The organism is Phenylobacterium sp. (genome assembly GCF_031360265.1).
GTDB lineage: Bacteria > Pseudomonadota > Alphaproteobacteria > Caulobacterales > Caulobacteraceae > Phenylobacterium.
This window is the reverse complement of sequence record NZ_JANMBF010000045.1, coordinates 14,911-32,682: the sequence shown is the minus strand read 5'-3', so window position 1 is coordinate 32,682 and position 17,772 is coordinate 14,911. Positions and strand designations below refer to the sequence as shown.

The 17,772-nt window shown below is 65.0% G+C and carries 18 protein-coding genes; 8 read left to right on the top strand and 10 right to left on the bottom strand.

Annotated elements, in window-relative coordinates:
* Window positions 1–100: 100 nt before the first annotated feature.
* The 3 genes from RMN86_RS03900 to RMN86_RS03890 all read right to left on the bottom strand — a co-directional run bounded on the left by RMN86_RS03900 (window position 101) and on the right by RMN86_RS03890 (window position 2,073).
* Window positions 101–1,138 (bottom strand): NADP-dependent oxidoreductase, encoded by a 1,038-nt coding sequence (locus RMN86_RS03900; protein ID WP_309604522.1) that lies wholly within the window; start codon window positions 1,136–1,138, stop codon window positions 101–103.
* A gap of 66 nt (window positions 1,139–1,204) precedes the next feature.
* The gene (locus RMN86_RS03895) at window positions 1,205–1,612 is read right to left on the bottom strand and encodes a MaoC family dehydratase (protein WP_309604521.1); all 408 of its coding nucleotides are present in this window, start codon (window positions 1,610–1,612) and stop codon (window positions 1,205–1,207) included.
* Complete coding sequence (locus tag RMN86_RS03890) at window positions 1,609–2,073, bottom strand: hypothetical protein (protein ID WP_309604520.1); 465 nt, start codon at window positions 2,071–2,073, stop codon at window positions 1,609–1,611. Before RMN86_RS03890 ends, RMN86_RS03895 begins: the two co-directional genes overlap by 4 nt.
* A gap of 329 nt (window positions 2,074–2,402) precedes the next feature.
* On the opposite strand from RMN86_RS03890, the gene RMN86_RS03885 reads away from it, so the two are divergent.
* The 4 genes from RMN86_RS03885 to RMN86_RS03870 all read left to right on the top strand — a co-directional run bounded on the left by RMN86_RS03885 (window position 2,403) and on the right by RMN86_RS03870 (window position 5,478).
* Entirely contained in the window at window positions 2,403–3,164 is a 762-nt protein-coding gene (locus RMN86_RS03885) for a glucose 1-dehydrogenase (RefSeq protein ID WP_309604519.1), read from the top strand.
* A 159-nt stretch (window positions 3,165–3,323) separates the two neighbouring features.
* Window positions 3,324–4,154: a ThuA domain-containing protein gene (locus RMN86_RS03880; RefSeq protein ID WP_309604518.1), complete on the top strand. Its 831-nt coding sequence runs from the start codon at window positions 3,324–3,326 to the stop codon at window positions 4,152–4,154.
* Window positions 4,155–4,193: 39 nt separating this feature from the next.
* Window positions 4,194–4,937 (top strand): TetR/AcrR family transcriptional regulator, encoded by a 744-nt coding sequence (locus tag RMN86_RS03875; protein ID WP_309604517.1) that lies wholly within the window; start codon window positions 4,194–4,196, stop codon window positions 4,935–4,937.
* Window positions 4,938–5,004: 67 nt separating this feature from the next.
* The gene (locus RMN86_RS03870) at window positions 5,005–5,478 is read left to right on the top strand and encodes a nuclear transport factor 2 family protein (protein ID WP_309604516.1); all 474 of its coding nucleotides are present in this window, start codon (window positions 5,005–5,007) and stop codon (window positions 5,476–5,478) included.
* Between the two features lie 16 nt (window positions 5,479–5,494).
* On the opposite strand, the gene RMN86_RS03865 is transcribed toward RMN86_RS03870, so the two are convergent.
* Entirely contained in the window at window positions 5,495–6,409 is a 915-nt protein-coding gene (locus tag RMN86_RS03865; RefSeq protein ID WP_309604515.1) for a glucose 1-dehydrogenase, read from the bottom strand.
* A 175-nt stretch (window positions 6,410–6,584) separates the two neighbouring features.
* Here RMN86_RS03865 and RMN86_RS03860 point away from each other — a divergent pair, with 175 nt between their 5' ends.
* The 4 genes from RMN86_RS03860 (at window position 6,585) to RMN86_RS03845 (ending at window position 10,194) form a co-directional block, all read left to right on the top strand.
* Entirely contained in the window at window positions 6,585–7,058 is a 474-nt protein-coding gene (locus RMN86_RS03860; protein ID WP_309604514.1) for a nuclear transport factor 2 family protein, read from the top strand.
* 155 nt (window positions 7,059–7,213) lie between these two features.
* A complete protein-coding gene (locus tag RMN86_RS03855) occupies window positions 7,214–7,906 on the top strand; it encodes an SDR family oxidoreductase (RefSeq protein WP_309604513.1) in 693 nt (230 codons plus the stop codon).
* A 183-nt stretch (window positions 7,907–8,089) separates the two neighbouring features.
* On the top strand, window positions 8,090–8,848 hold the full coding sequence (locus RMN86_RS03850) for an SDR family oxidoreductase (RefSeq protein ID WP_309604512.1): 759 nt from the start codon (window positions 8,090–8,092) through the stop codon (window positions 8,846–8,848).
* A 38-nt stretch (window positions 8,849–8,886) separates the two neighbouring features.
* The gene (locus RMN86_RS03845) at window positions 8,887–10,194 is read left to right on the top strand and encodes a cytochrome P450 (protein WP_309604511.1); all 1,308 of its coding nucleotides are present in this window, start codon (window positions 8,887–8,889) and stop codon (window positions 10,192–10,194) included.
* Window positions 10,195–10,238: 44 nt separating this feature from the next.
* Here the strand turns inward: RMN86_RS03845 and RMN86_RS03840 are convergent, their stop codons facing one another.
* From RMN86_RS03840 to RMN86_RS03815, 6 genes are all read right to left on the bottom strand, one after another.
* Complete coding sequence (locus tag RMN86_RS03840) at window positions 10,239–12,776, bottom strand: TonB-dependent receptor domain-containing protein (RefSeq protein WP_309604510.1); 2,538 nt, start codon at window positions 12,774–12,776, stop codon at window positions 10,239–10,241.
* A 176-nt stretch (window positions 12,777–12,952) separates the two neighbouring features.
* A complete protein-coding gene (locus RMN86_RS03835; RefSeq protein WP_309604509.1) occupies window positions 12,953–13,678 on the bottom strand; it encodes a LuxR C-terminal-related transcriptional regulator in 726 nt (241 codons plus the stop codon).
* 227 nt (window positions 13,679–13,905) lie between these two features.
* Entirely contained in the window at window positions 13,906–14,823 is a 918-nt protein-coding gene (locus RMN86_RS03830; RefSeq protein WP_309604508.1) for an NmrA family NAD(P)-binding protein, read from the bottom strand.
* Window positions 14,824–14,849: 26 nt separating this feature from the next.
* Entirely contained in the window at window positions 14,850–16,481 is a 1,632-nt protein-coding gene (locus tag RMN86_RS03825) for an FAD-dependent oxidoreductase (protein ID WP_309604507.1), read from the bottom strand.
* Between the two features lie 128 nt (window positions 16,482–16,609).
* The gene (locus RMN86_RS03820) at window positions 16,610–17,146 is read right to left on the bottom strand and encodes a nuclear transport factor 2 family protein (protein WP_309604506.1); all 537 of its coding nucleotides are present in this window, start codon (window positions 17,144–17,146) and stop codon (window positions 16,610–16,612) included.
* An 84-nt stretch (window positions 17,147–17,230) separates the two neighbouring features.
* Window positions 17,231–17,761 (bottom strand): nuclear transport factor 2 family protein, encoded by a 531-nt coding sequence (locus RMN86_RS03815; protein WP_309604505.1) that lies wholly within the window; start codon window positions 17,759–17,761, stop codon window positions 17,231–17,233.
* Between the last annotated feature and the right edge of the window lie 11 nt (window positions 17,762–17,772).

The window sequence follows — 17,772 nt, the reverse complement described above, 5'->3', positions numbered from 1 at the left end:
GCCCGCATCCGTGTTCAAATTGACGGACGGATCCGCGCGCGTCTCCTGGCGCTTCTGACAGTAATGAACATTGGCGGCGGGCCGGGGCGCGCCATCGGATCTAGTCGACGGGGGCGTCGGCGATACGCACGACCGTCTTGCCAAAGTTGCGCCCGGACAACATGTCGATCATCGCGCGGCCGGCGTTCTCGATGCCTTGAACGACGTATTCCTTGGACTTCAGGCGCCCGTCACGGATCAGTCCGCTGACCTCCTCCAGAAACCTGGGGCGCAGGTCCCAGTAGTCGGCGACCATCACGCCCTTCAGCACGAGGCGCTTGAGCGCGATCATGCGCAGCAGGTGCGGCGCCTGATCCGGGCCCGGCGGCGGCGCACCGTCATTGTAGTCCGCGACGAGGCCGCAGATGAGCACGCGGCCATAGGGCTTCATGTTGTTGAACGCCGCCCAGAACACCTCGCCACCGGCGTTCTCGAAATTGACATCGATACCCTCGGGGCAGGCCGCCGCGACGCTGGCGGCGAAGTCCGGCCGGGTTCGGTCGAGACAGGCGTCGTAGCCCAGCTCCTCGACGGCATAGCGGCATTTCTCGGCTGAGCTGGTGACCCCGACCACGCGGCAGCCCTTGATGCGCGCGAGTTGGCCGGCCACCGCGCCCACGCCGCCCAGCGCGGCGGATACGAAGACGGTCTGCCCCGCTTGGGCCTCGGCCAGCTTGGTCATGCCGACATAGGCGGTGAGGCCGGGCATGCCCAGCGAACCCAGGTGCGCCGACAGAGGGGCCAGGCCCCTGTCCACCTTGCGCAACGAGTCCCCGGGCAGGGCGCAGTAGTCCTGCCAGCCGCCGAACCCCGCGACGAAATCACCGTCCTTGAACCCGGGGTGACGTGACTGAACGACCTGTAGGATCGCCTCGCCCGGAATCGGCGCGCCCAGCGGCGTGGTCGGGGCGTAGCCGACCGACATGCTGGGGCTGACGTGAACGCGAATATAGGGATCCACCGTCAGGTATTGGGCGCGGCACAGCACCTCGCCCTCTCCGACGTCGGGAATCTCCGAAGTGACCACCTCGAAATCGCTCTCTCTGGGCATGCCCTCAGGATATCGGCGCAGGGTCATCTGGCGATTGACGGCGTTCATCGTCCTGCGTCTCTCCCTGTTGAGTCCAACGCCCGCCGGACGCGCCTTGCCGCCCGGGCAAACCGATCAATCGGGGAGCTTCACCGTGGCGCTGCCGATCAGCGGGCGGTCCCCGGGCTCCCGCTCCAGCCAGATGTCACAATCGGCAAATCGTTCGCCATCGACCGTCCGGACACCGGTCACGGCGCCGCGCGCCGTGATTCGGTCGCCATCCAGCACCACCTTGGGAAAGGTCATGACCAGGCGACGCAGGCAGCCCTGGCCCGCCCAGGCATGCAGCATGTTGACCATGTAGCTGAGCCCAAGGGGCCCCTGGTTGATGGTTCGCTGGCCAAACCCCAGGGCGTCACAGGCGTTCCGGTCCCAGTGCACGGGATTGGGATCGCGCAGGATCGCCGCCATGGTCCGCATGCGCTCGGGCCGCACGCTCTCCATCAGCCAATCGGGAATGCGGTCTCCGGTCGCGACCTTCATGACGGCAACCCCCGCCGGTAGTGCCACGTGATCGTGGTGCGCGCCGCCAAGGCGCCGTCGGCATGGGCCACACCGAACTGAAACTGGATACGATCGAAGGGATGGCCATCGGCGGTGGCGCGGCGCTCGGCGGACACGACCTTGCCGCTGATCGCGTAGGGAACATCCTCGTGCAACGGCGAAAACATCTCCCAGTCATAGCTTTCGATCCCGATCGAAAAGTCGGACTCGGCCTTGCCCAGCGCGAACATCTCCGCGATCGAGGCGCCGCATCCCAGGATCGGCATGTGAAACAACACCACCGGGTGGACCATGCCGTCGGCCAGCAGATCCGCGCCGGTGCATTCGGTGAGCAGGAAGTTTTCCCAGTGGGCCACGGTGTAGATCCCGCCGGGGAACTTGTGGCCCACGATGGCGCGGATGTCCGCTTCCGGCGGTATGGGCCGAGCCCCTGGCATCATCCTACCTCCACGGATTTCATTTCAAACTGGATCCCGCCTTCTTATCGAGAGCCTGTTGGCTGCTGTCAAAACCAAAATGCGTTCCGGCTTACGGGCCCGCGTGATCCCCGGGCCACGGCCATGCACCCGAGCGGTCCCAGGATCCGAAACCCCGACCCGCTCCACCGCCCGCACGGCCCGCCGGCGCGACGGGCGGTCCGGTGGGCGGTCGGGGCGAGAGCTGCTTCGCCGCCACACCCGAACTCTTCGATCATGGCGGTTCGACTTTCGATCCGTCGGATTCGGCGATAAGACCGCAGGCGCGCAAACCGGCGCCGCGGGAGGAAGCTATGGGACGTGTTCAGGAAAAAGTCGTGATCGTGACCGGCGGCGCGTCGAATCCCGGTCTGGGTCACTCGGCCGCGCTCAGCCTGGCCCGCGAGGGGGCCAAGGTGGTGGTCACCGACATTGACGCCGTCGGGGCCGAACGCTGCGCCGAGGAGATTCGCAAGGCCGGCGGCGAGGCGATTTCGCTTGCCCACGATGTGACGAAGGAGGCCGCCTGGAAGGAGGTCATCGCCACAACGGTCAGGACCTTCGGACGGCTTGATGTGCTTGTAAACAATGCGGGGATTGCGGTCCTCAAGCCCCTCGACGAGTTGTCGCTGGATGACTTCAACCGGCAGATCGCGGTCAACCTCACCAGCGTGTTCCTAGGCTGCAAGTACGCGGCCGTGGAAATGCGCAAATCCGGCGGAGGGTCGCTGATCAACCTCTCCTCCGTGGCCGGGCTTGTGGGGATCTCCACCTGTGTCGCCTATGGGGCCTCAAAGGGGGGCGTGCGGCTGATGTCGAAGTCGCTGGCGGTGGAACTGGGCAAGGACGGCATTCGCTGCAATTCCGTCCATCCGGGCGTCATCTGGACCAACATGCAGGCCGGCGCTGGCAACGGCAGCCGGACGAACGCGGACACGATGGCCGCCGGCCTGCCGCTCGGCCGGGTGGGCGAGCCCCGGGACATCGCCAACTGCATCCTCTATCTCGCGTCCGATGAGTCCGACTACGTCACAGGCGCCGAGTTCACCGTCGACGCCGGAATGACCGCGGCCTGAGGGATCGGCGCCGCGCTGCAGAATTGTGGATCGTGGTGTGGTATTGCCGGCGGGCGGCAGGCGCGGCAATGTCCGGCATGCGGCGTTGGCGTCGGACCTTATCGGGGACGGTGAGGCGGCGCGCGCGGCGGGGATCGCGTTGAGCACAGGGAGTCGGTCATGGCGTCCAATCTGTTGGTCGTAACCAAGGGACATCCGTTCGACCACAATGCCTTTCACGCGCTCTTCGACGCGAACGCCGACATCGTCACGACCTTCGTGGAGCAGCCCGCGGCGCAGGTGATTCTTCGGCCTGAGAATGTCGGACGCTACGACGCGGTCCTGTTCTACGACATGCTGGGCATTCCGATGGATCCCAATGACCTGGCGTCGGCGCAACCGTCGGCGGACTACGCCAGCAGCATCGAGTCTCTGCTGGCGCGGGGCGTCGGCCTGATCCTGCTCAATCATGCCCTCGTGCAATGGCCGCTGTGGCCACTCTGGCGCGAGATCACGGGCTCGACCTTTCGGCTGACGCAGGGCGAAGTAGACGGACGGCAGGTCCCCGGTTCGGGCTATCGTGGCGGCGCCGGCGAGCCGCACCGCAACGCCACCCACAGGCTATCTCCGCTCGGCGCGCCCCATCCCGTGACACGGGGCCTGGAGTCCGGGTTCGAAATCACCGACGAACTCTACCTCAGGACACCCCTGGCGCGGACGCCCGACATCGTGCCTCTGATGGCGAGCGACTATGCCTTCACTCAGGCCAATTTCAGTCCGCCGCCGCTGGCGCCCAAGGCCGAGCAGGCGGCCTGGGCGCACGAAGACGGCGACAACATCATCATCTGGGCGCGACGGGTCCGCAACAGCCCGGTCGTGGCGTCGGAGGCGGGCGACGGTCCGGCCGCCTACGAGAATCCCGGATTTCGCCGGCTGCTTGCAAATGCCATTCAGTGGGTCACTTCGGACGAGGCCCGGGCCTGGGCGCGCAATTCCCGGCCCGCGGAATAGGCGTCGGCGAACGATCTGCGGGTCAGTATGAGTGGCGCCATGGCCATCAAGACTAAGGTATCAATCGAGACGGCGGACGCGGGCGGTTCGACGTGCAGCCCGGTGACACCAGATCCGGACAAGGGCGCGCGGCGCGGGCGCTATATCACCGATACCATCCTGGCCCGGCGCCGGCGGATCCTCGAGGCCGCCAAGCAAGCGATCGCCGAGGGCGGCCCGGACGCCTTCACCATCCGCGAACTGGGTCGTCGCGCCAAGGTTTCGGTGACGACCATCTATGCGACCTACGGCGACAAGCTGGGACTGATCGCGGCTGCTATCGAGGACTATTATCAGAGCCTGCCGTTGGCGCGCGCGCCGCCCACGGCCAGCCTGTCTGCGCTGGTCGCCTCCAAGGACGACGTGCGCAACGCCATCCTCGCCAATCGAGCCTATGCGCGCCAATACGCGGAACTCTACTTCTCAGGCTCGGTGGACCCGCGCATCTACAAGGTCATCCGCGATACCTCCACCGCATCCGGGGGGCACCTGCCGTGGCTGCAGAAGAGCCTCCGCGATGGCGACATCGTTCCGGGTCTCAGTCTGGACTATCTCACCACCCTGTTCGCCAATCATCGCCTGATGGTCCTGCACGACTGGGCGCATGGACGGGTCAGCGATGACCAACTGGCGACGGCCCTCAAAATGGCCTTTCTGATCCAGGCCCGGGGCGTGACCCGCGGTCGGACCCTGGCGAGGGTGGATGCGGAGCTGAAGCGCCTTGTGCGAACGGCAACGATCTGATGTCCCGATTTCCCCGCCACGGGCGCGCGCTGGCTCCCGGGCCCGCATGCGCCCAAAGGACCCTCAAATGACACTCGACGACCTGCTCGACATCGAGAGGATCCGCAAGCTGCGGATGCTCTACTCATACTATCTCGACGCGGCGGAACTCGACTCCCTGGTCGGCCTGTTCGTCGATGACGCGGTCTGCGAGTTCGGCCCCTTTGGCGTCTGGACCGGGAAACCGATGATCGCCGAAAACTACGCACGCGTGATGGGTCCGCTGTTCGACAAGGGACCCTTCCATTCGCTGCACGCCAACACCAACCACTGGGTCGAGATCACGGGCGCGGACACCGCGCTAGGGCGCCTCTACCTTATCGATCTGGCTCTGGACGGGGCGCCGGAAGCCAACCCGATGATTTGGCTTGGCGTCTATGATGAAGCCTACGCACGGGTTACCGGTCAGTGGAAGATTCAGCGCTCGAGCCTGCAATTCATGTGGCCGCAGCGTCACCTGACCGAGGGCTTCCCGGGCGCCCACCTGCCGATCCGGCCGTAGGGGCCTGGCGGCGCGCCTACGGACCGCCCGCCACGCTGATGCATTGGCCGGTGGTCCACTCGGCGGCCGGCGAGGCGAAGAACACCGCGGCGGCGGCGATGTCTTCGGGATTTCCCACCCGGCCCAGCGGAATCGTTGGCCCGAACATCCGTTCGGCATGGTCCTGTTCGACGTTCAATGTCTCGGCCAGCATCTCGGTGAAGACGGTGCCCGGCGCGATACAGTTGACGGTGATGCCTCGCGGTCCCAGTTCGACCGACAATGTGCGGGTCATGGCGATGACGCCATTGTTCGCGGTGGAATAGGCGCCGAACCCGGGCGTGGGGCGCAGGGCGGCGATCGAAACAATATTGATGATGCGACCCCCGTTCGACATGCGGGCGGCCGCCTGCTGGGAGCCAAAGAACTTGTGCCGCAGGTTGAGGGAAATCTGCTCATCCCACTTCTGCATCGTAATTTCCGTCAACGGATGTTGCTTGCGGTCCAGATTGCCCCCGGCGTTGTTGACCATGATGTCGATGGCGCCGAGTTCGGCAACCACCCGATCCAGCGCCGCGGGGATCACGGCGTCGTCCATCACGTCGCCCGCGATCGCCAGGGCGCGGCGGCCGGTCTTCTCGATATCGCGAGCCACGGCGTCGATATCCGCCTGACGCCGCGCCAGGACGGCGACGTCGGCGCCGCATTGCGCGAACGCCAGCGCGATGCCCCGGCCAATGCCTTTTCCACCGCCCGTGACCATGGCGACTTTGCCGTCAAGCCGGAACCTCTCGTGCATACCCATCGGTGCTTCCTCTCGATCTTTTTCGTTTCGCGGGACCCGGTGCTCGCGCACCTGGACCTGCGCCTGCCATCCGGCTGCGGGACCGTTCTGGATCTGAGATGAGGCTCGCCATGCGACCCTTGAAACGGCTTGGTCGGCGATACCCAATTCTCGTAACGTGTGATGGTTTTAACGCTATTGGGCGAAGCCGTGAAAGGCAAGGCCGGGCAGCTGTCAGTCGCGACGGTCGTGTCCAACAAACGCTTTGGAAGCCTCGGCGGCCTGTGCTCAAATCCGGTCAATTCTGACGCCTTCAAAGGCGGCGCCCGGGTAAGGAGATGGGATGGACCCCCTGCAAAGGCTTCTGGACATCGAGGAAATCAGGGGTCTGAAGGCGCGCTACTTCCGCTGCATGGATACGAAGGACTGGGATGGCCTGTCCAAGGTGTTCGCACCTGAAGCCATCTTCGATCTGCGAGAGGTGAGCAGCCTGCGCAATCCGCTCACCGGCGAGTGGAAGCCGCCCTATGATGGCGAGTCGGCGGTCCACCGCGGCCACGCGAACGTTCTCAAAATGATCCGCGACGCCGTGGAGCACAGGGTGACGATTCACCACGGCCACATGGGCGAGATCGAGATCCTCAGCCAAGACACGGCGCGCGGAATCTGGGCCATGGAGGATGTTGTCGTCAACGCCCCGGGGGGTGAGCCGATCAACATGCACGGCTCGGGGCACTATCACGACACCTACCTGCGACTAGCGCGGGGTTGGGCCATTCTGACCACCAAAATCACGCGCCTCGCCCTTGAGGTCTAGGCGTATCGAAGCCCTGCATGTGGGGCTTCGCCGGCGCTTGCCGCCGCAATTACTCTCATTGTTGGGAGGTTGAGGGCGCTCAGCCGATGTGATCCGGATGTAGCGGAACAGTTCGTACCCCGCCGCATCGGGCGGGACGATTGCGGGAGAGCCACATGTCAACGATCCTCATAACCGGCGCGAGCCGCGGCATCGGTCTGGAGCTTGCCCGGCAATACGCCGAGGCCGGTGAGCGGGTGTTTGCGACCTGCCGCGCGCCGGCTGAGGCCGACGACCTCAAATCCCTGGCCAGCGGCGCGGACGGACGCCTCACGGTGCATGCGCTGGATGTCGGCGACGGCGCCTCGATCGCCAGCTGCGCCAAGGCGGTCGGCGATACGCCAATAGATGTCTTGATCAACAATGCCGGCATCCTGGGCGGCAAGTCGCAAACCTTGGAGTCGATCGATTTCGACGCCTGGGTCGAGGCCTTCAAGGTGATGACCATCGGTCCCTTTCGGATGGTGCAGTCGTTCCTGCCCAACCTCAAGGCCGCCGCCGCGCCAAAGGTGATGACCGTCACCAGCCAGCTGGCCGCATCGACCTGGCCGTTTGGCGGATCCTATGCCTATTCCAGCGCCAAGGCCGGGGTGAACAAGGTGATGCAGACGCTGGCCAAGGACCTCAAGGCGCAGAACATCACCGTCGCCATGATCCATCCGGGCTGGGTGAAAACCGACATGGGCGGCGCCGGCGCCGACATCACGGCGCAGGAAAGCGCGACTGGAATTCGCAGCGTGATCGCCGGCCTCACGTCAGAGACATCCGGCAGGTTCTACAAGTGGAACGGCGAAATCCACCCGTGGTGACCGCAATCGCGCCCGGCGCGATCCCGGAGGACTAGGCAATCCCCCGCCGAAAGGATCTCGGGCGAAAACACAAATTCGTTGCATATTTGGCGGTGATCGCCGCAAATTCCAAGGGAGTCTGGCGGTGCGGCGAAAGCCCACCGCCCCACCCCTTCAGATCGGATTTCAGAAAGGGCCCGGCCGATGGATCTTGGACTTGCAGGCAAGAAGGCTCTGGTCACGGGATCGACGCGCGGCATCGGTCGGCGGATCGTCGAGAGCCTTTTGGCGGACGGCGCGGCCGTGGCCATTGGCGCGCGCGACGCCGCCGAGGTGGCCGCCGCGGTGGAAACCCTGGGTCGGACCGGCACGGTGGTTGGCGATGTCCTCGACGTGGCCGACGCTGACAGCTATCGCGGCTGGATCAACGCAATGGCCGCGAAGCTCGGCGGCGTGGACATTTTTGTCCACAACGTCTCCGGCGGCGGCGGCATGGATGGCGAGGCAAGCTGGTACAGGTGCTTCGAGGTCGACATCATGGGCGCCGTGCGGGGCTGTGAGGCGGCCATGCCGCACCTGAAGGCCTCGAAGGCCGGCTCGGTCATCTTCATCGGCACGACGGCGGCGGTGGAAACCTTCATGGGGCCCATGGCCTACAACGCCATGAAGGCGGGTCTTGTAACCTATGCCAAACAGCTGTCGCAGGCTGTGGGGGCCGACAATATCCGGGTCAATGTGGTGTCGCCGGGGCCGATCCAATTCCCCGGCGGCGCATGGGAAAACATCGGCAAGGGGATGCCGGACCTCTACCAGTCCCATCTTGCGGTTCAACCGAACGGACGCTTCGGAACGCCTGAGGAAGTGGCCCAGGTAGTGGCCTTCCTGGCCAGTCCCGCCGCCAGCTGGGTGACCGGCGTAAATCTCGTTGTCGATGGTGGCTACACCAAACGCGTCCAGCTCTAGCTCGGGTACGCAAAGGCGCGACGAAAGGAAGACAGCTGATGGCCAGAACAGAGCCCCGAACGGCGCCGACCGAACTGAAAAGCCCCGTCACCCTGGAAGACGTGGACCTGTTTTGTCCCGGCGCCCAGGAACACTGGTATGAGGCCTATCCGATCCTGCACGCCCAGGCGCCGGTCCTTCGATTGCCCGGCGAGGGCGCCGAGCCCGGGACGGATGGGTTCATCCTGACCAAGTATCAGGACATCCTGACGGTGGTGCGCGACCCGGAACGCTTCCCGCCGGGCCTGACGACGCCGCCAAAACCAAATCCCGACGGGTCCATGCCGCAGATGAACGCCATGATGGCGTCGATCCAGAGCCTGAGGCCAAACGAGGATCTCTGGCGGGCGCACAAGTCTGAGCTGACCGATCCCTGGGTGGGGACGGGGGCGACGCGCCACCGCGACATGATCAGCGGGGCCGCGACCAGGCTGATCGACGGTTGGATCGCCGACGGCGCCGTGGAGTTCGTCGGGAAATTCGCGCGGCCGCTGCCCCAGGTCGTCATGGCCAATGTCCTGGGCTTTCCGCACGAGGACATTCCGCGGATGGAGATGTGGGGCGCCGCCCAGGTGATGGCGTTTGTCTACGGCAAGGGCCATCGCAATCAGCTGACCCTGGAGCAGATGGGCGAACAGATGCGCCTGCTGGCCGGGTTCGGAGAGTATGTGGCCGCCTGGGTCGTCGAGAAGCGGCGCGCGCCTAAGGACGATATGATCTCCTGGCTGACCCAGGTGACCTATGGCGGCCTGGACCGGCAGCTGACGGACACGGAGATCAACGGGATCGTCTATGCGATGATGATCGGCGGCCTGGAGACGACACAGTACGCAATCGCCGAGCAGGCCCAGTTGTTCTGCGAGGATCCGGATCTCTATCGGGCCATCCGCGCGGATCGCGGCAAGCTGCGGAATTTCATCGAGGAGAGCCTGCGTCTGCGCTCGCCCACCCAGGGGCTATCCACGCGAACCACCACCCGGGACGAGGAGTTTCAGGGCGTGAAGGTTCCCGCCGGATCGCTGCTGCATATGCGCTGGGCCGCCGGCAACCGCGATCCCGAGGAATGGGTTTGTCCCCACGATCTGCAGCTCGACCGCAAGGGTGTGACCCGACATCTCACATTCTCCCAAGGGTCGCGCAGTTGCCCGGGGTCGGGAATTTCCCGGCTGGAGCAGCTGACCGCCTGGAACCTCCTCATGGACCGGATCGAGACGATCGAGTACGCGCCCGGCAACAGCTTCGCGCATCAGCCGGGGATCATGCTGGGCCTGGCTGAGTTGAAGCTGAACTTTACCGCCGCGCCCTGAGCTCGTCCTCACTCAGGTTGATCCAACCTGAGTGGGGACGGCGCCTAGAATGTCGCCGCCAGCTCCAGGCCCCAGCTGCGGCCGGGCGTGATCGTGCTGGATCCGAAGAGGGGGGCGATGAGGATCGCCGCCTCACGCCGCCAGTTGGTCAGGTTCCGGCCAAACACCGTCGCCTTGTAGTTTTTGTAGGTGTAGCTGACGGAGGCAGACACGTCTGTGTGAGCTTTGGTGAATCCAAGGCTGGTATTGTAGATGTCGCCAAAGCTCGAATCCACCCAGGTGACCTTCGACCCCAACGCCAGGGAGCCCTGCGCGACTGGAACCGTATAGAGGACCGATCCACCCGCCGTGTACTTGGGCGCATTTCGAGGCACCAGGAACGTCGCATTGACGATCGGGACCGGGCCGGCCTTGTTACCGGGGAAGCCGATCTGCAGGTCAGTGTACTTGGCGTCCAGATAGCCCAGCGACGCGGCCAGATTGAGCTGGTCTGTGACCGCCCACTGCAGCTCAGCCTCTAGGCCCTGATAGCGAAGACCACCGACGTTTGTGAACAGGGTGACGACGGTATTCGTTGTCTTGTCGAAGACGATGGCAGACTCTTGCTTGTTGGCGAAGTCATTGAGGAAGGCTGCCAGGTTCAATTGCACGCGGTGATCGAAGAACTGGCCTTTCATGCCAAGTTCATAGGATTTCGCGGTCTCGGGGGCGTACTGGTTTTGCAGGAAGTCCGCCGTGTTCTGATTGACCCCGAAGAAACCGCCTGAGTGCCAGCCGCCGGCAAAAGAGCCGTAGAACATGATGTCCGGCGTCATCTTGTAGGACAAGGCCGCCATCGGTGTGACCTGCGTCCAGCTGTTGCTCAGATCCGCGCTTCCGGGGAACACATCAACATTGATGCGCGACGCCGGCAGTATGTAGGACTGATAGCCGACGAAGTGCTTCTTCTCCCAGGTGTACCGAAGACCGGCCGTCAGGGTGAATTTCGGCGCAAACTCCCAGTCGGCATGCGCAAAGCCCGCGGCAGAGTCGGTCTGCTGAGTCTCATAGAGCTTGTTGACGAGCTTTGGGCCATACGCGCTGCTGACGCCGGAGTCACACTGAACGCGCCCGAAGATCGCGGTCAGCGTAGGGCTGGTGCGTGGCGCCAGGCACGCGGCGATGGGATTGGAGAAGCCCGTCGCGGCAGCCAGGGACGGAGCGCCCCAGGTATTGGTCGCCAGATTGTAGCCACTCAGGATCGGAACGAAGGTCCAGAAGTCACCACCAGTGATCCACTTGCGATCAAAGTAGCTGCTCCAATAGTAGGCGCCAGCTACGTAGGAGATATTACCGAACTTGCTATCCCAATCTCCTTCCATGCGCACTTCCTGGCTAAACTGGTGATAATGAGCGTCAGTGGAGATGGTGATAAAGTCGGTGCTGGATCCGTCGAAATCTTCCGACGCCTGCTCATGTTGCTTGCGATAGCCGGTCACCGACACGATTCGGAGATTGTCACTCAGCTTCGCCGACAGGTTGAGCGTGTAGGCATCGGTCTGCACGTGGCCCGGGCTCGGAAAGTTGTCGTTGATGGTTTTTGCGATGGAGAGGTCCGTCCTGGCCGGCGTGTTCTGCAGACCGAACAGGCCCGGCAGGAAATTGTCTATGGTGCCCCCTGGTCCTTGCGACGAACCCGGCGTGTTGAAATCGCTGGGGCCCGTGCCGACTGGCAGGACACCAGCCCCGACGTTGTAGTTGCCGAGAAATGCGCCGCCCTGGCTCTTGTCGTCGAACTTCTCGACGGTCAGCAGAGCTTCGATCCTGTCGTTGGGATTGAATTTGAGCACAACCCCGTAGTTCTTGTAGTCTTTCTGCGGCTGGTTGATGTTCAGGAACGTGTTGTGCAGATAGCCGTCGCGCTTGGCGGAGAAGAAGAAAAACTTAGCGGCGAGTACATCCCTGATGATGGGGGTGTTGAGGACGCCGCGGAACTCCTGATCGTCCCAACTCCCGGTGGTGTATTGAACCTTGCCGCCCCATTCGCCGGTCGGCTTGGAGCGAATGACATTCAAGGCGCCGCCAACCGTGTTGCGTCCGAACAGCGTGCCCTGCGGACCGCGCAGGATTTCGACGCGGTCGACATCGAAGTTTTCGATGATCTGGCCCGGCAGGGATCCGAGATAGATGCCATCGATGACCACGCCGATCGGCGAGTCGATCGAATTGTCGTCGGTGCGCGAGGGGCTGATGCCGCGAATGTTGATGCTGGGCGAGTTCGCGCGCTGGTAGATGGAGTCGATGCGCACGTTCGGCGTGAAGGCGACGATGTCGCGAATGTCGCGAACGTCGGCCGAATTCAGCTGTTTGGTGATCGCGGTGATGGCGATGGGCACGTTCTGGACGGACTCGCCCTTCGAACGCGCCGTGACCACGACCTCTTCAACCCGGTTGGTCACGGTCCGGTCGCCCGCGGCCGAGCCGCCGGGCCTGGTTTGCGCCTCGGCCAGACCCGACGATAGAAGCAACGCCGGCAAGGCCAGAACGGCGGCGCTGGCGGTCGCCGCCATCAAGCTGCGTCGGCGCGAGAAATTCCTATCCATCGCAGAGCCTCCCCCATTGTTTTATTTGGACACTCAACACGGCGCGCCAGCATCGGACGTGTCCGATATCTGAGCGAACTGCACGCTGCCCTCGGATCACTCTGAGGCTAGGGTATGAAAGTGGAAGCTAGCGTAAACGCTAGTTCTGCCGGTCCGCCGGGCCGGACGGCGGGCGCTCACGCCACCGCGCGGATCATGCCCATCTGGGAGGCGACGGCGGCCGCGCGGGTGCGGTTGTTGACGCCCAGTTTCGACACCGCGCTTTCCACATGGAACCGGGCCGTGGACGGGGACCGGCCGATGAGTTCGGCGATATCCGCGTCGGTCTTGCCCATCGCCACCCACGTCAGGCACTCGAGTTCGCGTTCGCTCAGGGAGACGTGGGGCAGCAACACCATCGCGTCCGGACGTTCACGATAGACATGGCCCATGAACAGATGCGCCGCCAGCCGCAACTCATTGGAATAGGTCGCCAGGATCTGATCGACATCCACGTCGTGGTCTATGGCCAACCATCCCACCGCGCCGACGCGGGACATGGGCAGATGCACGGGCACGGTCACGCCCCCGACAATGCCCTTCTCCGCGGTTCGCCGACTGAACACATCAAGTCCAGGATCCCAGGGGAACCCCGATTCCAGGACCCGCGCCACGCGCCAGGCGAAAGGATCGACCGAGACCCTGCAGGCCCGGCCAATCGGGCATCTCTGATCCACGGGCTCGGACTCGGGATTCGTTCTGGGCGCCAGCTGGCCAAACAGCTCGCCGAAGCCGCCGTTGATGCTTACGCGCCAGTGCTTGGCGGTGAAGTCTTCCACCACGCCCGGTTGGCTGAGCCCGATGGCCACGCCGATCGCCTTCAACGGCAACGCCGCGTCAGCAAGGCTTGCGGCGTTCCCCACGGCATTTACGTGACACCTGAGAGAGACTCTCAGCATGGACGCGCCCCCCTGCTCTGTACCCTCTATTCCGAGTGTAGTTTCGAGTACCGTCGCATAGCCCCGGCCAAAGTCAAACGCGCGATTATCGGCTCCCCTCGCGCGAGACCTCAAGCCTCAGGCGCGATTTCACGCGAATGAAAGTGGCGGTGGCGATAGACCCCTTCCCACAACAGGAAAGCTCTGGGGGCTTACACTCGGTTCCAGTCCTGGCGCGCCGCCCATCGGTCCATGGGCGTCGGCGTGATCGGCAATTTGGCCAGGGCGGCGGCGACATCCACCACGAGGGGGGAGGTTGGCTGAACATTGTACCAGCGGTAGAACTGCGCCATGCCGTCATAGATGCTGTGCGGCAGGACCTCGGACGAGCCGGTGACCAGCAGGCTCATCTTGGCGGCGTAGTCGTCGGGGGTGAGGCTCTGGAAGCGGATGGTCCGCCCCGCCGCGACGCTCACCCGCTCGGCGACTTCGGCGCCGACCAGGGCTTCCGGCCCGCCGACCAGCACCTTTTCGGCCGTCAGGTCGTCACGCGCCAGGCCGCATGTCATATAGGCGGCGACGTCCTCCAGGCAGATCCAGGAGATCTTGAGGGTCTCGCCGGCGGGATAGGCCCAGACATCCTTGTGGACGATCGAAGGCTTCGACCATACGCGAATGAGGTTGTCCATGAACACCACCGGACGAACGACCACATAGGGCACGCCGCTGTCGGCGATCGACCGCTCGATGTCGCGACGACCGTCATGGGCAGACAGGTTCAGGTCGTGCTCGGCGACGAAGCAGCTGGTGTTGAACACGATCTTGCCCAGGCCCGCGCGCTTGGCCGCCGAGGCGATCCGCCGGCCAAACCCCGCCGCCCGGGCGCGATCAAACTCGAAGGGCAGGTGCATCGCCAGGGCATCCTGTCCCTTGAAGGCTTCAAACAGCGACTCTTCGTCCTCGATGTCGGCCTGCACGACGGGAACTGACGCGAAGGGGGTGTCCTTCAGGGCGTCGACCCGGCGGACACCCGCGGTCGGTTGAAAGCCGTCCTCCAGCAGGCGTTGCAAAAGGGGGAAGCCCTGGTCGCCGCTCGCGCCGAGAACGAGAACCTTGCGGATGCTGGTCATTAGGTGCGGACCTCACTTCAGTCGCGTCAGGGGAAGGGTGTGTTGGAGAGCCGCGCGGCGTGCCGGCCCGCGATGCACCCGAAGGTGAGGGCCGGACCCAGGGTGCCGCCGGCGCCGGCGTAGACCGAGCCCGTCGGTGCGGCCATCACATTGCCCACCGCGTAGAGCCCCGCGATCACATCGCCATCGGGATCGAGCGCGCGCCCACGGGCATCGGTCCGCACGCCGCCATTGGTTCCCAGGGCGCCCATGGTGATCGGAACGGCGAAGAATGGCGGCGTCAGCAAGGGTCCCAGGGTCCCAGCCGCGCCGGGGCGCGATCGATCACCGTAGAAGATGTCGTAGGCGCTTTCTCCACGCCCGAAATCCGGATCGCGCCCCTGGGCGGCGTGGCCGTTGAAGCGCGCGACGCTCGCCTCAAGACCCGCCCCGTCGCAGCCGATCACGTGCGCCAGGTCCGCCAGGCTTGGGGCCGAGAAGATCCAGTCGGGCGCGTCGGGGCCAGGGGGCGCCGGGCCCACCGCATAGCGAGATTTGTAGTCGGCGTCGAAGATCAGCCAGGCGGGCAGGTTGGCCCAGCTGTAGGTGTTGGGATCAAATTGCTGGAAGGCTCCGCCGAGGGCGGAATAGTTGGTCGCCTCGTTGCAGAAGCGCCGCCCGCGGCGATTGACCATCAGCGAACCGGGGAGCGTCCGCTCGATCAGCACGGGGGCCGATCTTGGCGATCCGTCCGGCCAGGTCTCGCCGCTGGGGGTGAGGGTCGGCGCCCACCAGGCGCTGGTCATGTTGCCTAGGCCCGCGCCGACGCGTTGCGCGAGCTTCAAGCCGTCTCCGGTCGCCATCGGAGGCGAGGCCGGGTGGGTCAGCGGACCCCTCAGGAAAGCGCGGGTGAGCTCGGCGTTCCATTCAAAGCCGCCCGTCGCCAGGATCACGCCACGCCGAGCCGCCAGGCGGTGAACCTGGCCGGCCAGCACATACTCCACGCCGACGACGGCCCCATCGTCGACCAACAGGCGCCGCACAGGCGCGTCGAGGATCGGTTCGATGCCGCGATCAAGACAGCCCGCCAGCAGGGCGCCGACCAGCGCCTGTCCGAAGCCGCGCTGATCGGCCTGGATGCGGGCCTGGAATGTTTCCATGGACGGGATTGTCGTTGCGCCGCCCAAGGGTGTCTCGCGAAGCATCAGGCGTTGCACAGGTCCTGATGTGAAGACGCGCTTGGACCAGGCGCCGAGGCGGTTGAAGTCAAAGAGATCGGTGTCCAAGGCGCGACCGCCCTGCGGACGCGCGCCTGGCCGGTCAAGGTAGTAGTCGGGATAGCCTTCCAGGATGGCGAAACGCAGGGGTGTCGCCCGCTCCAGAAAGGCGATGGCCTCGCCCGCGCCGTCAACAAACGCCGCCAGGACGTCGTCGTCCAGGTCGTCCGAGAGGGCGTGGAAGTAGGCGAGCGCCGCGGCGCGATCGGCGTCTCGCTCATCGGCGGCCATGTGCGCGTTCCCGGGGACCCAGACGACGCCTCCGGATATCGCCGCGGTCCCGCCGACGTTCGTCGATTTCTCGATCAGCCGGACGTCAGCGCCGGCGTCGCGCGCGGCGATCGCGGCGGCGAGCCCACTGGCGCCGGCCCCGATGACCACGACATCTGCAATGTCCTCCACGTCCCGCGCTCTCCAGGGAGCGCCGAAGGGCGCCAGCGCGCTAGGATGCAGCCAGAGCGATAGCGGGCAACTCCCGGAATCGACAGATTGCGCCGCCAGACGCGACGCCGCGCCCCAGGGCGCGGTGGTCAGTCACCGGCGAGGAAGGCTCGCAGCGGATCCTGCGGCCAACGCCCGCCACGGATCTTGAGACCCGCGTAGATCCCCTCGTCCCACTGGCAGGTGGAAGGCCCGTTGTGATTCCAATCCATCACATAGATCCGGCGCGAGATCCGCCATTCGCAGGTCCGACGCTCCAGCAGGTCGAGATAGCGGCCGCCCACCACCATCTCCCTTGGCCCGTCCGCACCTTCGAACTCGTGAAACGCGTGGCAATAGGTTTCGGCGCGGGCCTGCTCGCCTTGAAATTCGACCAGCAGGTTGCCGACGGAATGCTGGGTCCGGCGCATGCCCTTGAGCGCCGTCACCGTGGCGCGCGCCCAGGCGCCGGCGTCTTGCTCGCCCGAGCCATAGTCGGCCCTGGCGTCGGGCCAGAACACGGACAGAAGCGTCTCGATGTCGCATCGATCGATGCCCCGCGCGTATCGCGCCATCACGTCGGCGACCTTCTGCCGGGCGATCATCTCCAGCAGGCCGGCGACATCGACGTCATTGGCTGGTGTCATTCAGACCTCCGGATGGCGACCCCCAGACCCTGTCCCGGCGGACTTGACTCAATTCAGCCGGGATCAAACAGGGTCATCGTCCATTTAGCGCACGCGGACGACCTCGCGTTGATTGCTGAGATCCTTGTCGCCGCGATAGCCGATCAGCACGTCTGGGGCGCCCTTCAGCCATTCGTCGGCGGCGGGCTCGGTGCGCGCCCAGTCCACCAGTTCGCTGCGATGGGCGATCTTCCAGACGCCGTCGCGCCGCTCGTAGCGGTCAATGTAGCGGCCGCTGATGAACAGGTCCTTGGCCACGCCGTCCTGCGCGATGCGATGAAAGGCCTGAAAGTAGATCTCGCCGAACCCCACGTCGCCCTCGACCTCAATCAGGGCCTGACCCATCATGTGGTGGTTGGACAGGTGGTCGCGCAGGGCGTTCTGGGCGGACGCCACGAAGCCGTCGGGTCCGCCGCGGTAGAAGCCATAGTCCGTGGTGGCGTCGTCCCAGAAGACCGAGCGGTGCAGCGATGGCATCAACCTGTCCTGCGCCCGCAGGTAGCGGCAGCACAGGTCATAGATGTCCTGTCTGGAAATCAGGGCGTCCACACGGGGATCGGGATGGGGCGAGATCACGGCGAAAGTCC